This is a genomic window from Trichocoleus sp. FACHB-90 (assembly GCF_014695505.1).
Lineage (GTDB): Bacteria > Cyanobacteriota > Cyanobacteriia > Cyanobacteriales > FACHB-T130 > Funiculus > Funiculus sociatus.
Genome location: NZ_JACJOK010000040.1, coordinates 1 through 14120, shown reverse-complemented (window position 1 = coordinate 14120; position 14120 = coordinate 1). Strand labels below are relative to the sequence as shown.

18 protein-coding genes are annotated in these 14120 nt (G+C 45.7%); 9 read left to right on the top strand and 9 right to left on the bottom strand.

Annotated features, from left to right (window positions below; translation table 11 throughout):
- Nucleotides 1-269 precede the first annotated feature (269 nt).
- The 5 genes from H6F74_RS11500 to psaI all read left to right on the top strand — a co-directional run bounded on the left by H6F74_RS11500 (nucleotide 270) and on the right by psaI (nucleotide 5804).
- A complete protein-coding gene (locus tag H6F74_RS11500) occupies nucleotides 270-1202 on the top strand; it encodes a hypothetical protein (RefSeq protein WP_190440874.1) in 933 nt (310 codons plus the stop codon).
- 31 nt (nucleotides 1203-1233) lie between these two features.
- Nucleotides 1234-1497, top strand: coding sequence for a hypothetical protein (locus H6F74_RS11495; protein WP_190440871.1), 264 nt, complete (start codon nucleotides 1234-1236; stop codon nucleotides 1495-1497).
- Nucleotides 1498-1569: 72 nt separating this feature from the next.
- Nucleotides 1570-2865 (top strand): histidine--tRNA ligase, encoded by a 1296-nt coding sequence (gene hisS / locus H6F74_RS11490; protein ID WP_190440868.1) that lies wholly within the window; start codon nucleotides 1570-1572, stop codon nucleotides 2863-2865.
- A 63-nt stretch (nucleotides 2866-2928) separates the two neighbouring features.
- Entirely contained in the window at nucleotides 2929-5592 is a 2664-nt protein-coding gene (locus tag H6F74_RS11485; RefSeq protein WP_190440865.1) for a hypothetical protein, read from the top strand.
- 95 nt (nucleotides 5593-5687) lie between these two features.
- Entirely contained in the window at nucleotides 5688-5804 is a 117-nt protein-coding gene (gene psaI, locus H6F74_RS11480; protein WP_190440863.1) for a photosystem I reaction center subunit VIII, read from the top strand.
- A gap of 89 nt (nucleotides 5805-5893) precedes the next feature.
- Here the strand turns inward: psaI and H6F74_RS11475 are convergent, their stop codons facing one another.
- The 6 genes from H6F74_RS11475 to H6F74_RS11450 all read right to left on the bottom strand — a co-directional run bounded on the left by H6F74_RS11475 (nucleotide 5894) and on the right by H6F74_RS11450 (nucleotide 8411).
- Entirely contained in the window at nucleotides 5894-6013 is a 120-nt protein-coding gene (locus H6F74_RS11475; RefSeq protein ID WP_190440860.1) for a photosystem II reaction center protein J, read from the bottom strand.
- Between the two features lie 325 nt (nucleotides 6014-6338).
- Entirely contained in the window at nucleotides 6339-6461 is a 123-nt protein-coding gene (locus H6F74_RS11470; protein ID WP_190427172.1) for a photosystem II reaction center protein L, read from the bottom strand.
- A 9-nt stretch (nucleotides 6462-6470) separates the two neighbouring features.
- Nucleotides 6471-6608, bottom strand: coding sequence for a cytochrome b559 subunit beta (gene psbF, locus H6F74_RS11465; RefSeq protein WP_190427167.1), 138 nt, complete (start codon nucleotides 6606-6608; stop codon nucleotides 6471-6473).
- Nucleotides 6609-6632: 24 nt separating this feature from the next.
- The gene (psbE, locus tag H6F74_RS11460; RefSeq protein ID WP_190440858.1) at nucleotides 6633-6878 is read right to left on the bottom strand and encodes a cytochrome b559 subunit alpha; all 246 of its coding nucleotides are present in this window, start codon (nucleotides 6876-6878) and stop codon (nucleotides 6633-6635) included.
- A gap of 134 nt (nucleotides 6879-7012) precedes the next feature.
- Complete coding sequence (locus tag H6F74_RS11455) at nucleotides 7013-8017, bottom strand: photosynthesis system II assembly factor Ycf48 (protein WP_190440855.1); 1005 nt, start codon at nucleotides 8015-8017, stop codon at nucleotides 7013-7015.
- Between the two features lie 61 nt (nucleotides 8018-8078).
- Nucleotides 8079-8411, bottom strand: a complete 333-nt coding sequence (locus H6F74_RS11450; protein WP_190427158.1) for a rubredoxin — start codon at nucleotides 8409-8411, stop codon at nucleotides 8079-8081.
- Nucleotides 8412-8674: 263 nt separating this feature from the next.
- Between H6F74_RS11450 and ndhC the strand changes: the two genes are divergently transcribed.
- Genes ndhC through H6F74_RS11435 form a run of 3 tightly spaced genes read left to right on the top strand, consistent with a single transcriptional unit; the run spans nucleotide 8675 to nucleotide 10273 of the window.
- On the top strand, nucleotides 8675-9037 hold the full coding sequence (gene ndhC, locus H6F74_RS11445) for a photosynthetic/respiratory NAD(P)H-quinone oxidoreductase subunit C (RefSeq protein ID WP_190427156.1): 363 nt from the start codon (nucleotides 8675-8677) through the stop codon (nucleotides 9035-9037).
- The gene (locus tag H6F74_RS11440) at nucleotides 9028-9780 is read left to right on the top strand and encodes an NADH dehydrogenase subunit K (protein WP_190440852.1); all 753 of its coding nucleotides are present in this window, start codon (nucleotides 9028-9030) and stop codon (nucleotides 9778-9780) included. The genes ndhC and H6F74_RS11440 overlap by 10 nt, the downstream gene beginning before the upstream one ends.
- A gap of 13 nt (nucleotides 9781-9793) precedes the next feature.
- Complete coding sequence (locus tag H6F74_RS11435) at nucleotides 9794-10273, top strand: NAD(P)H-quinone oxidoreductase subunit J (protein WP_347269505.1); 480 nt, start codon at nucleotides 9794-9796, stop codon at nucleotides 10271-10273.
- A 226-nt stretch (nucleotides 10274-10499) separates the two neighbouring features.
- Here H6F74_RS11435 and pucL read toward each other — a convergent pair whose 3' ends face one another.
- The 3 genes from pucL to H6F74_RS11420 all read right to left on the bottom strand — a co-directional run bounded on the left by pucL (nucleotide 10500) and on the right by H6F74_RS11420 (nucleotide 13539).
- On the bottom strand, nucleotides 10500-11426 hold the full coding sequence (gene pucL, locus H6F74_RS11430; protein WP_190440846.1) for a factor-independent urate hydroxylase: 927 nt from the start codon (nucleotides 11424-11426) through the stop codon (nucleotides 10500-10502).
- Between the two features lie 171 nt (nucleotides 11427-11597).
- A complete protein-coding gene (gene hydA, locus H6F74_RS11425) occupies nucleotides 11598-13007 on the bottom strand; it encodes a dihydropyrimidinase (protein ID WP_190440842.1) in 1410 nt (469 codons plus the stop codon).
- Between the two features lie 133 nt (nucleotides 13008-13140).
- On the bottom strand, nucleotides 13141-13539 hold the full coding sequence (locus H6F74_RS11420) for a gamma-glutamylcyclotransferase (protein WP_190440839.1): 399 nt from the start codon (nucleotides 13537-13539) through the stop codon (nucleotides 13141-13143).
- A 275-nt stretch (nucleotides 13540-13814) separates the two neighbouring features.
- On the opposite strand from H6F74_RS11420, the gene H6F74_RS11415 reads away from it, so the two are divergent.
- On the top strand, nucleotides 13815-14120 hold a 306-nt coding region (locus H6F74_RS11415; protein WP_277875795.1), incomplete at its 3' end, for a 2-oxo-4-hydroxy-4-carboxy-5-ureidoimidazoline decarboxylase.

Genomic DNA, 14120 nt, shown 5'->3' with positions numbered 1-14120 from the left:
GAAGTTCGTGGGAAGGGAAGAGTAGTTAAGTTGAATTGGCAAGGTGTGAGAACCTTCCCCCCTTTCAACCTTCTTTCGGTCAACGGGAAACGGACAAAAACTAAAAATTGAATAAAGTAACACAAATGCTACGCTTTTATCTATGTATTTTAAACTTGTAATAGAGGGGTGCGATCGCATCCATCTATTAAAGGTATAACCCGCCTCAAAGAAATTTGAACAGAAAATCTCTTGTGGCGGATGCTATTAAGGGATTTGGGAACTGCAAAATGCGTCAACATTCATGGATTGCGTTTGTCGGGATATTTGCTCTGGTAGGGGCTGGCTGTGCGCCAGCAGAGGAAACTGCTGTAGCTCCTAGTCCTATTGTTTCTCCGGCGGCTGATCCGGCGGCGGTTCCGACTACTTCACCAATAGCACAGGCACCCGCAGGGGCAAAGCCGTTTAATACGCCAACTGTTCCTCAACAAACAGCGAACGTTCCGGGAGTTCCCGGCTTGATTCCATCCACAAATTCGGATGTGCGATCGCGTAATATTCCTCAAGGTAGACAAGACCCCTTTGAGAATGTTCCCTTGAACCCGCAAGTGACTGTGGTGCCTCCAGAGCCTGGTTCGGTTCCTCCGCCTCCGATTCCAGTTTCTCCTGCTCCGGGTGTAGCACCGCAGCGTTCTATCCCAGTGCCGCCGCCTCTGCCCCAAGTACGCAATCCCAGAGTAAGAAGTAGTAACGCTGGTAACAACGGTGGTAGAGCAGTTCCACGCACAAGGTATACACCGCCGCGTCCCCCCCAGGTTAGAACAACAACACCGAGAAATCAGGCACCTAGAACCGCACCAAATTCAGCTCCTATTGCTAGAACAAATACGCTTCCCCCTGCTCCCCCGTTGCTGCCAAAACTGCCACCGCTACCAGAACCAACTCTGGCGAGAAATGTAGAAGTTACAGGAGTGGTGCAAGTAGGTAGCGAGCCTCAAGCAATTGTAAAAGTGCCGAATGAGCCGAGCCGCTACGTAGGAGTTGGGCAACGTTTATCTAATGGGCAGGTGCTAGTTAAGCGGATTGAAGTGAATAATGGTGGCAGTCCGATTGTGATTTTAGAGCAATATGGCAGAGAGGTTGCCAGACGAATTGGAGAAAAACCAGAGGCGAATCCTGATGGCGCACCTACGGCTGCTGCTCCTGGTTCTCCTCAAGCCTAGATACGATTTACTTGTTGTAGGAGTTTAAAGGGTGCAGACTACTGGAGGAGAACCGCTGCGAATTGAAATAAGCTTGCCTGGGTTGCCCTTAGCAGTTTATCGGGAATTAGCTGCCCATTTGCGGCAGGTGGAAGGAGTGGAAGCGGATCTGATTCCCCAAAATTCGCAGCAGTTTGACTACCATCAAAGCCAGGTTGGGGGCTTGTGGATTCAATATGTACAAGATGCCAATCCAGCTAGTCGGCAACAAGTAGACCAGATTTTAGAGTATTATAGTCAGCGCTACAGCCCCTAGTAGGAAATTTTTCCAAACCCGTAATATTCGGTGGGGCTTTTTGGGCAATCTGGCAAAAGCTAACGAAAATTCATGGGCATCATTCAAGCTTTACGGGGAACGCGGGACATTCTGCCCGAAGAAGTTGGCTATTGGCAATGGGTAGAATCGGTAGCGCGAGACATTCTCAACGTAGCCGCTTATCAAGAAATTCGTACTCCGATTTTTGAGCTGACTGCACTATTTGAGCGGGGAATTGGCGAAGCGACAGACGTGGTGGGGAAGGAAATGTACACCTTCAACAGCCGGGGGGAAAACCCTTATTCCATCACCCTACGTCCTGAAGGTACAGCGGGGGTGGTGCGCTCTTACATTGAAAACCATCTCGATGTAAAAGGTGGGATTCAGCGCCTTTGGTATATGGGGCCGATGTTTCGTTACGAAGCTCCCCAGGCGGGACGACAGCGGCAATTTCACCAACTGGGCGTAGAAGTGTTGGGTAGTGCTGACTCCAGGGCGGATACGGAGTTGATTGCGATCGCTACCGACATCCTGCAAACCCTCGGTCTGAAAAATCTGCACCTCTACATTAACTCCGTGGGTTCCCTAGAGGATCGACAGCTTTATCGGCAAGCACTGGTGGACTATCTGACTCCCTATAAAGAAGAGTTAGATCCAGACTCGCAGGTGCGTTTGGATCGCAATCCCTTACGAATTTTGGATAGCAAGGATAAGCGGACGCAGGCAATTGTTGAAGATGCCCCCAGCATTTTAAATTATCTGGGTACAGAGTCACGCCGTTACTTTGAGCAAGTAAAAGCAAAGCTGACTGATTTGGGAATTGCTTACGAACTAAATCCGCGTCTGGTGCGCGGTTTGGATTATTATACTCATCTGGCCTTTGAAATTGTCTCCGACGACTTGGGAGCGCAGGCGACTGTCTGTGGCGGCGGTCGCTATGATGGGCTAGTAGCAGAACTGGGCGGGCCAAGTACGCCTGCGGTGGGTTGGGCGATGGGTTTGGAGCGCTTGATTATCTTGCTACAACAGCTGCAACAGCCACCAGCAAAGGTGCTGGATTTCTATGTAGTTTCACGGGGGGAAGCAGCAGAGGGTCAAGCACTTAAACTGGCTACGCAACTGCGAAGAATTGGGTTTAGTGTGGAATTAGATTTGAGTGGCAGTGCCTTTAAAAAGCAGTTCGCCAGAGCAGATAAGAGCGGTGCCGTTGCTTGCTTAATTTTAGGGGATGAGGAGGCAGCAAACCAAACCGTCAAGCTCAAGTGGATGGCAACCAAAGAGCAAAATGCGATCGCTCAAGCGGAATTATTGGCTAAAACAGACGAACTGCGTCGCCATTTGGATACCGCAGGGAGTTATAAGTTATGAATTATGAGTTTTAAATTAATTCATAACTTATAACTCAAAATTCAAAATTTTTCCTAGCCGCCGATGGAATACTGGGAATTTCTGATCCAAAAAGAAGGCGATCGCTCTTGGCTCTCTCTAAAGAAGCCAAGTTTGGAAATCTTAGAAGGTCGGTATCGGGTGGTTGCTCACTCAAACCGACCAAACACTGATGTGGAAATTCGCATCACGCATGACAGCACCGAGGAAGTTCCCCCCAGGCGGCGCTCACAGAAGCGATCGCGTCGCACCAATGCCCAAGGGTTAATGGTGGTGATTCCCTTTACCTACTTTAAGCCGGGGATATGGGATTTGCGTTGCTCTGGGGATATCATGTCCGATTTCCTGGGCAATACTTGGCAGCAAACGATTAAGTTTCAGGTTTTACCACAAGCCGTAGAAACTTCCACAGATAGCGATTCAGCTGAAGAAGATATTTCGCCGGAAATTTTTCATCCCCATTCAGCAGAGATGCCGGAAACGTCTCTACCTCCAACGGAGGCTGAGTCCCAAAGGTGGAAGGCGGCGTCAATGCCTGTCAGCGACCTTATGGAACACTCGCTACAGATGGTAGACGAAATTTTACACGAAGTTGTCGATCCACTCTGGCAAGCGTTTGAGCCGATACCTGCTGCGCCACCGCAGCGGTTGTTTACCCTAGACTCAGAGCTGCCAAGAGAGGAATTGCCTGAGTTTCAGAGTGCTATTGATTCACCAGATATTGCAACAGATATCACCCAACCGCAAGTAGAGGCAACTCCTGAAACGTTTCTAAGACTGATTCTCGACCAGGAAAATTTTGTAGCGCGTCGGGGAGAGCCGATTATTTTTTCTGGGGAAGTTGAAGTTTTGGACACTTCCAGTTCTCACAACTGTGTCCAGGGTGGAACGCTGAGAGTGGAAATGCGCGATCCGCAAAACTCAAAAATTCTGGTAGATGTAGAGCAACCGCTACCCGAACAGGTGTCAAGCTTTGCCTTTAGATGTAATCTTGAGCTGCCCGAAGAGTGCAAAACTCGGTTAATTTTGGGAGAAGTCACGCTAATAGACGAGACGCAGACAGTCTTGGCGACTCAATCATTTACTGTAACAGCAGATTTAGAAGATTTACTGGGCGCGATCGCTAACGATAGAGAAGCTGAAAATTTATTGAACCCGCCGTTAGGATCTCTTTTGGCAGAGACACCACCTCTAGATTCATCTTTTCTGGATTTGGTGCAACAACCGAAAGAGAATCAGTCCCTACGTCTAGAACCGTTACCAAATCAGCCTTTACCTCCGCAAATTACCCGAAGCGACCCGGCAAAGGAGACAGCACTTAAAGCTCCCAAACTGCCTGCGATCGCTTCTGATACAGATGCAACCGATAGCGAGGGCAAAACATCTGTTACTCCTCCACCCCCGCCGTTGGGATCTCTACCACCCAAAATTTATCGCCCCGATCCTGCCAATCCAGTTAATAAAACGCTCAAACTCCCTCTAATTTCAGGCTCTGCTTCTGTTACAGAGGTAGAAGCAATAATCGATTCATCTAGCGAGCTTGAACCTCCCACGGTGGAGAACGCTGCTCAAGAGCAGGCTGCATCAGATGTGGAGCAGTTAGTTGATAATTTGTTGAATAACTTAGCTGATAGCTGGCAGCGTCCAGAGATACCATCAGCTGAAGATGACAGCGATGATGCTGATACAACGGCTAATGAGGATGTAGCTGTCGAAGAACCTTCTGACACTCCAGAATCAGATAATCCTGCTGAAGATAGCGATCCCACATCGACTGTAGACACAGCCTTTGCTACTTTGAAGCTGAAAGACCGTTTTTTGTCACGGTTAAACGACCTGGCAAACGATGAGGAATTGGCTCAATTGCTACAACCTGAGGAAGAGTTGCCTGCAACTGAGCCAGAGTTAACAGAATCAGAGTTGTCTGCACCAGACGTGACCCAGGAAGATAGGGAAAATACTGGTGTGGTTGATGGAACTGAAACGGCGGCAATACAACAGTCGTCGGAAACCGACTCTGAAGCCCCGCCAGAGAGTATGGCTCCAGATTGGGAGTTAGTGGCTCAACTGCTAGATCAACAACCCCCGCTACCAGAATTTGACGAAGAAGATGCCGCTATTTCCAGCGACGCACCCAGTAATTCTCAAGTGGTGGCGGAAAGTCCCCTGACTATTACTCAGAACCATACCAATGGGTTCTCGGCAGCAAACTCCAGTGGAAATTGGGCAGATCAAGAGATTGTTGTGGACGATGACCCCTTTGAGGAGCCTCTGGGCAGAAGCGATCGCATATCCCCTTTCCCTCCTAGCCATTATCCCCAACCACAGCCATCAGCCCTAGACGAGGAGCCTGTGCCAGCGCCGGAGTTAATTTTGCCAGAAGGCGAACTGATTGCAGGGCAATTGCTCTTGCTCCGCGTGAAATTAAACTCTGAGTTGAGCCGCATCTATGTCAAGCTGTGGGTTCACGATCGACAAACGCGATCGCTGCTGGATGGCCCTCGTTGGCTTGTAGATTTTTCGCCCAATGCCTTTGGTGTCTTGGAAACAATGACTCAGTTAACTGTGCCGTTTGGGAGTATGTCCATCCGATTTGAAGCGGTTACAGTAGATACTTATACCCAAAGAGAGAGCCATAAAGTGACACTTGACCGTACTGTTATTCCCCCTGACTTGCCCAACTGGTCGCTGGATGAGTTTGCGGATTGATTAGTTGTTAAAAATTTTTATAATTCGGATCTTTGGGCCAAATTCACTGTAGATTCGATTAGAAGAATTGTTTCATAACAATAGGAAATTTAGCGATGGCAGCTTCATTCTTACCTTCAATTTTGGTTCCTCTAACTGGCTTGGTCTTCCCAGCCATAGCAATGGCTTTCTTCTTTCTTTACATTGAACATGAAGACCCAACTGGAATTTAACAGCTACAAATTAAAAAACCGCCCTTCCGGTTAGGACGGGCGGTTTTTCTAAAGGATGTAGAAGCTTCTACATCCTTCTTTGTTTATGCTTACAAAGAGGAGCCTAAACCAGCGTAGGCACCATAGAAGAAAGTACCTAATACGGCGATAACACCTAAACCAGCGACTGTCGCTACAATCCACAATGGGATTCTTCCACTTCCAGACACAGCTTTTTCCTCCTAATTAAACTCGAACTAGCTTTATTTAATCAAACCCAGTTAGGCGAAGCACTCACTGTTATAGGGCTTTCGCACTATGACAGAAGCTTCCAGTTTCACCCGCCGTTGCCTCCCTATACGAATGTATAGTCTGGTTTTACACAGCGTCCGGAGGTTTTGCTTAGGTTTCCCTAGCACTGACTCCCGTACTACTCGCGTAGTACCCTGGCAGACACCCGCCTCCCGCAGGCACAATTTCTGTTGTTACACGGCTTGGTTTTCGCTTATCCCGAAGACCCGCTATACCTAGCTGGTATAGCGGAATTCTGCGATTTTAGTTAAAGAAATAACTGGAAAACAAAATTCCCAAAACGAAGACAAGTAGCAATCCTAAGAACAGAGAAGTTCTGTTTAACTCAACTGGCTGATTATTAGGATTGGGAAGACGATCCGGCATCGGTTTCTCCTATCGTTGAATAAATTGCATGGAAGCGATCGCGCCCAAGAAAAAGACTGTTGGCACAGCCAGAGTGTGGACAGCAAGCCATCTAACGGTAAAAATCGGATAAGAAACTGGTTGATTTGCTGGAGTATTGCTAGTCATGATTTGCCACCACTTTTAAACTACTTACTTGATAAATTGGTCTATTTGATCTTTTGATTCAATACGATCTTGCACAATTGGCACTTCCGTCCGATTTGGAGTGAAATACTCATTAGGGCGGGGTGTTCCAAACGCATCGTATGCCAATCCAGTTTGAACAAATAGCCAACCAGCAATAAACAATGCTGGGATGGTGATGCTGTGAATCACCCAGTAACGTACGCTCGTAATAATGTCACCAAACGGACGCTCTCCAGTAGTACCAGCCATTCAGATTCCTCCTCTAACAACAGTTTTAAGCTTTGTTTATATGATACGAAATTCGGTAGATGACAAGCAAGAAAATAGTTGCAAACAGCTTATTTTCTGCTTATTACTACCACCTGACGGCGACGATAGTCTCTTCAAGCCGCAGACGATGAACCCTCGTATTTCAGCAAAACACCACGCTGACCAATAATAAATCCTCGCTCGGGCGTTACAAACTTAATTTTGTACAAATTCGAGGGTATATTCTCCATCTCGCGATCTTTTTCCCAGGTTTTACCACCATCCGGGCTGCGGAGTAAATTGCCACTTCCCCCCGTCACCCAAATTTCCTCTGGTGTGCGATATGCCAAATCGAGTAAACCCCAACTGGTAGATATCTCTGGATATTGTGCCTCTTCCCACTCATCGTGCTTTTCAGGGTCGCTAAATTGCAGCTGACCGCCCCGCGCGACCATCCACAACCGGCCATCTTGTGCAAAACCCATATTTTCAACACGTCGGGAACTATTGCGGTTGTGGGATACCCACGCTTCCTGACCTGGTTCCCAAGTTGAGTAGAAGTTTCCTTTTGCTGACACTGCTACATATTTACCATCTTCAGAGCGGGAAATGTTGCGGACAACGCCCACTGCTTCTTGCACCATCGCTTTCCAGTTTTGTCCAGCGTCTTGAGTGCGATAAATTGCGCCTACGTTGGTAGTCATCTCAGCGGAGTTGGGCCCTAGTGCCAAAATTGTGTTGGGTGCGCCCGGTAATTTATTACTCAGCGAGATGCGCGTCCAAGATTTTCCGGCATCGGTGGTGTGCAGTAAGATAGCAGGTTCTCCTGTAATCCAACCCTCAGAACCAGCAAAACTCACACCTGTAAAGCGGTATTTCTGATCGCCAAGGGACAAGTTTCGAGGCTCCCAGGTTTTGCCGCCATCGGTTGTTTCCAAAATTGTAGAGTCACTGCCCACAAGCCAGCCGCGATCGCGGTCGTCAGTAAAGGCAATATCCTGAATATTAGCTGTTGTTGGCAGCTCAATGACTTGCCAAGGGTTGTTGCTCACCGAAGGGACGCTACTACAACTGGCACAAAACAGGGCGACTACCAGCAATATTACAATTTGTTTCAGTGTTCTCACAAAAAAGTTCATAACGTCCAGCACTGGTGGATAGAATCTGACCTACGGCAGGTATCAAGAGCCGAGTTTAGTTTTAATGCAAACTGTAAAGACTGAGAAAAAACAAAAAACCTAAAGCCAAGGCACCAAAAATGAGCAGATTCTTCTGTCCTGGGGTTAAAGTGTTTACCCCCAGACCGAAACCTAGATTTTCCTTAAATCCAGACGGCGCACCTGCAACGCCAATATTTTGAAACTGCGTTTTCCGCACTCCACAGACGGGACAGCGCCAAGAGAGGGGTAATTCTTCAAACGATGTTCCTGCGGGGATATCACCCTTACTATCGCCCTTAAGTGGCTCATAAACATAGCCACAGGCGCGACATTCGTGGCGATCCATGATGGCATCAACGGCTTGATCGCTCATAGCTCAGAAAGTAGTTGAGAAGCCAACCTTAAAATCTATGTTAAAAATTATGCCATAAGTGTAGGACTTCCTTAGCATTTTCTAGTTCTGGTGGGCGCAAAGGGCGATCGCTAGATATAAAATTTGTTTAGTTAGACTTATGTGTGCTATACGTAATCGCTCTCGAAAGCCGCCCGCGTCACGCTGTAAAGGTAGTCACTCTATAATGTATATGTAAAGAAGTAATAACTCGCGTTGTTTCATCTGAGTGGTAGTTAACTATCGTGTTTGTCCTTAGTGGGTATGAGTATTTTTTAGGATTCCTACTGGCTTGCAGCTTGGTGCCTTTTTTAGCACTGTCTGCTGCTAAGCTTCTGCGCCCCAGCGGTAGTAGTCCAGAGCGACGCACCACCTATGAATCTGGGATGGAGCCGATTGGGGGAGCTTGGATTCAGTTCAACATCCGCTACTATATGTTTGCGCTTGTCTTCGTGATTTTTGATGTTGAAACTGTTTTCTTGTTTCCGTGGGCTGTTGCCTTCCACCGCTTGGGAGTTTTGGCTTTCATTGAAGCCCTGATCTTTATTGCAATTCTTGTGGTTGCTCTTGTTTACGCTTGGCGCAAAGGAGCTTTGGAATGGTCATGAAATCTAACCAGGCAAATGAATATGCTGCCCTAGAACAGCAGCAGAAAGAACGCATTTTCAGTCCAGTTGAGCGACCCAAGGTCACTCAAGAGCTTTCGGAAAATGTCATCCTGACCACAGTTGATGACCTGTACAACTGGGCGCGGCTTTCCAGCGTATGGCCTTTGTTGTTTGGCACCGCCTGCTGCTTCATTGAAGTTGCGGCGATGATTGGTTCCCGGTTTGACTTTGACCGATTTGGACTGGTTCCCCGTTCCAGCCCCAGACAAGCAGATTTAATCATTACTGCTGGAACCATCAATATGAAGATGGCACCTGCTTTGGTACGTCTTTACGAACAGATGCCAGACCCCAAGTATGTGATTGCGATGGGAGCTTGCACAATCACTGGCGGGATGTTCAGTGCTGACTCCCCGACAGCGGTGCGCGGAGTGGATAAGTTGATTCCTGTGGATGTATACCTGCCTGGGTGTCCACCACGTCCAGAAGCAATCATGGATGCGATCATTAAACTCCGGAAGAAAATCGCGAATGATTCGATTCAGGAACGCGATCAAATGAAGCAAACGCATCGCTACTACAGCACTACCCACAAACTCAAAGGTGTAGACCCCATCCTGACAGGGAAATATCTACAGTCAGGCACTCGCCAAAGCCCACCACCGGAGTTGGCAGCAGCTATGGGTATGCCTGTATCACCAGCCGTGTTGACGGCTCAAAAACAGGAGGAAGGTCGTGGCTGAAGCAGAATCCCAAATCGTAGCCAGTAAGGTTTCTGGCTGGTTGACGGAAAACGACTTTGAGCATGAGGCTCTAGAGCAAGATCATCAAGGCGTTGAGATCATAAAAGTTGACCGGGACTTTTTGATTCCTATCGCCACAGCCCTCTATGCCTATGGCTTTAATTACTTGCAATGTCAAGGTGGCTATGATGCAGGGCCGGGTGAGGATTTGGTCAGCTTCTATCATCTGATTAAGCTGAGTGACAATGCTGACCGACCCGAAGAAGTGCGTCTGAAGGTGTTTTTGCCGCGAGATGACGCTAGAGTGCCTTCGCTGTACTGGATTTGGAAGACAGCAGATTGGCAAGAGCGGGAATCTTACGATATGTTCGGTATTGTCTACGAAGGACACCCGAACTTGAAGCGGCTTTTGATGCCGGAAGATTGGGTAGGTTATCCTTTGCGGAAGGATTATATTTCGCCTGACTTCTACGAATTGCAAGAGGCTTTCTGATTAAGCATTGCCCTTAATTAGGAAATTTTGCGTGAAAGCACTCACTTATTGTAAGTGGGTGCTTATTTTTTTAGATAGCTTTTGCTACAAAATAAATTCTCCTCACAATCGATTTTGTTTGAATTTCAGCTAGTAGGTTGTGCCTTGGAAAGGAAACCCAACTTACGACTTATGAGATAAGTCCAGGGAACTTGTGATTAACTCAAAACTCATAACTTATAACTATTTAGTCATCCCGGTTGAGGGTTAATTTAATCATTCCATAGGGAGGTCGCGGATCGCAGTACACTTTTATTTTAGAATCTGCATCTGATACAAATGCGGTGTCCCAAAGTCGATTTTCAGCTGCAAAGGAAACTTCTGCCATTTGTGGGAAGCGTTGTAGTAGGCGCACACCCATCTCATAAACGAGATGTTGGATTGATTTGCTGACAAATTCATGAAAGACAACTTGCACGAAATCGCGCACTTGTTCAGCAGGGATGTAATGTGATAAATCAGACGCGATCGCATTCTCTACGTCAGCGTATTTCCAGTAAACATCGAGATAAATAAATAAGGGGCGATCGCTCATTTCTGGTAGCGTGGTATACTCATCGCGGGCAAAGTTGGCAAACAAGCTGCCAGTAACTTTGATTAGCTGAAATCCTACTCTTCCACAACTATGAGCAACGATTTTTGTAGCATCTCCCTCACGCTCAAAATCCAGCACTGTAACTGCATAGTCATTCCGCGAACGGCTGAACAAAACTTCGCTATTGGTATTTCCCCCATCGGGGTGAGGTAAACGTGCCGCAGCAAATGGTTGTTCTCTACCTGTAACTCGCAGCGATCGCATTTGGGGATAAGTATTTAAAAACTCCTGTCCCAGGAAATTTATAAAACCTTCTAAGGTTGAGCCATCGAATGCGATCGCTTTCTTCAAAACAAAGTTTTTCATGGTGTCGGTAGCCACCACCTCTGTATTGATTCCCTCAGTGTAGGCGGCTATAAAATTGTTACCAAATACCTCGACATCAACATCGACAGCAAACAGGATGTTTTCTCTACCACTAAACTCTGATTCTGGAATTTGTGTCAACCCCATCATCGGTTTTGCATATGTGCGGTACAGGGTAATATTTCCTTTGCCATAGCTGATTTCTGCGCTCACGCCTTGCTCCTTGTCCTACTATTTTGGGTTTTGTATTGAGGAAACCTTGTTATTAGCTATTTTTATAAATTTTAGGGTTGCATTATTCAAGGAAACTTATAATCATATTATTAGTCTCGCGTTACGCCGACGAAACTTTGTGCAAGGAGAGAATTATATTCGCCAGTATTTTTAGAAAGTGCCGGAAGCGGAACGTTTTTGAAACTGACCTTTACCTTTGTGACCCAGCCAGCGATCGCCATCTACAATCAACTCCCCACGTAAGAAAACTTTCTCTACTTTCCCAGTAATAGCTCGCCCTTCAAATAAGCTATAGTCTACGTTAGAATGATGAGTTTCCGCACTCAAAATATGTTCTTTATTTGGGTCGAATAAAACTATATCGGCATCACTTCCCACAGCAATTGTCCCTTTTTTAGGAAACAATCCAAACATTTTAGCGGGAGCAGTTGCAGTTAACTGTACCAACCTATTCAGCGAAATTTTACCCGTTCTAACACCGCCATCATATAGTAGAGTTAATCGCAATTCTACCCCAGGCGTACCGTTAGGAATTTTAGAGAAATCCTCTTTTCCTATTTGTTTGGAACGGTGCCAACCAGAGGAAGTTTCTTTAAAACAAAATGGACAATGATCGGTAGCAACTATCTGGAGATCGTCAAACTTTAACCCTCGCCACAATGCCTGTTGACAGTGATGTTCTCGTAACGGCGGAGTCATCACATATTTAGCCGCTTCAAAACCTGGTTTGTCATACTCCTCAATGTTTAAGAAAAGGTAATGAGGACAAGTTTCTGCAAAGGCATAAATACCGCGATCGCGTGCTTCAACTACTACATCTAATGCTTCTTTTGCTGACAGATGAACAATATATACAGGGATTTCCGCCAACTCTGCAATCCGAATTGCTCTATGAGTAGCTTCTGCCTCCATAATTGTTGGTCTTGTTAAAGCATGATATTTTGGAGAAGTATTTCCCTGAGCCAATGCTTCTTCAATTAATACTTGAATTACGCTACCATTTTCTGCGTGTAAATTCACCATGCCGCCATGAGAACCTACCGCCCGCATCGTTTTAAATATAGAGGCATCATCTACCATTAAAATTTCTGGATAAGCCATGAACATTTTAAAGCTAGATACCCCATCGTAATTAATTAAATCGGGTAATTCTTTTAAAACTTCTGGATTAATATCTGTCAAAATTAGGTGAAAACTATAATCTACACAAACTTGCGGTTCTGCCAATGCTAGACGATTATCAAGGGCAAGTATTGCGCTTTCTCCTTTGCTTTGTTGAGCATAATCGATAATAGTAGTCGTGCCACCAAAGGCAGCGGATCGCGTTCCTGACTCATACGTATCGCAAGTTTCGGCAATGCCTTGACGGGACTCCATGTGCGTGTGAACGTCAACACCACCAGGAAATACAAGTAATCCTGAAGCTTGATATTTTTGGGCTGATGGTACTTCTAATTTTCGAGCGATCGCTTCAATTTTTCCATCGCGAATTAAAATATCTCCTACATAGTCATCGACTGCTGTAACAATGCGTCCGCCAGTTATTAGTACGTCTGTCATTTTTGCTAATTAAAATGCGATAAAACGAACCACTTTAGCCATGAATAACCCAAAAGTATAAAGACGTTGTATACAATGGCTGGAAAATGAAATAGTCCTACTTTTTGAGCTGGTTTGGGGGTATCTGCACAACTTAAGTAGAAGCTTTTTTATAAGCTGCCCAACCTCCAAGATGAGAAATATCAGTCCATTGATATTTTTCTACCAATTCACGCGGGTAAAGCATAGCAGTAACTTCCTCTCCATCTTCTAAAACTACGTTTTTAGGATACAAGTTAGGCGGTTCTGTAGACAGCAAATATTCATATTGTTCAGCAGTCAACTCGTAAACTTCACCTGGAATAGAAATACCTCCCAATGCAACTTCATAAATACCAGGATGCCAGCCATTCTCTACAGCGTGCATTCGATAATTGGGACGAGTAACTGCCTCTTTAATGAATTTTGCTGATTGCAGATTCTTGTGATCCGGTTGCCCCCGTAAGGCAGAACCGCAAATAAAAAATTGCTTTGATTTTGATTTACTTTCCATCTTGTATCGCTCTTTCAAATTGTAAATACTCTATCTTATCCAAAACTAAATTTTGCTATAGATTGCATCAGATTTTACCTGAAAATAAAATTTCCAATTTTTCATTCATAATTATGTATAAATTTTCATAAAAAATAAAAAAATACCGTAACGATTGTTACTGAATTTTAGCGCTGGCTAACCGCTAATAAAGCAATATACAACTTTAAAGGTTAAAAGTCCGTACTTGTGGGCGGCATGGAAGGATGAAGTATAAGCTGTCTGAACTGAACCAAATGAGTCAGGAAGCTTTTGTAGATGCTTTGGGGTGGGTTTTTGAGGATTCGCCTTGGGTAGCGCAAAAGACGTGGATGAAACGACCTTTTGCCGACGTTACATCATTGCATGAAACTATGATAAAAGTGGTTCAAGAAGCCAGCTTAGATAAACAACTCACCTTAATTTGCGCTCATCCCGACTTAGCAACCAAGGCGATGTGCAACTTTTCAAATATGAAAATCCCACTGTATGCTTCTGATCATCAATTGCTTAGAAGCATAGGGTGGGACAAATGTTTTCTACTGAAGAGTTTATCATTGCCG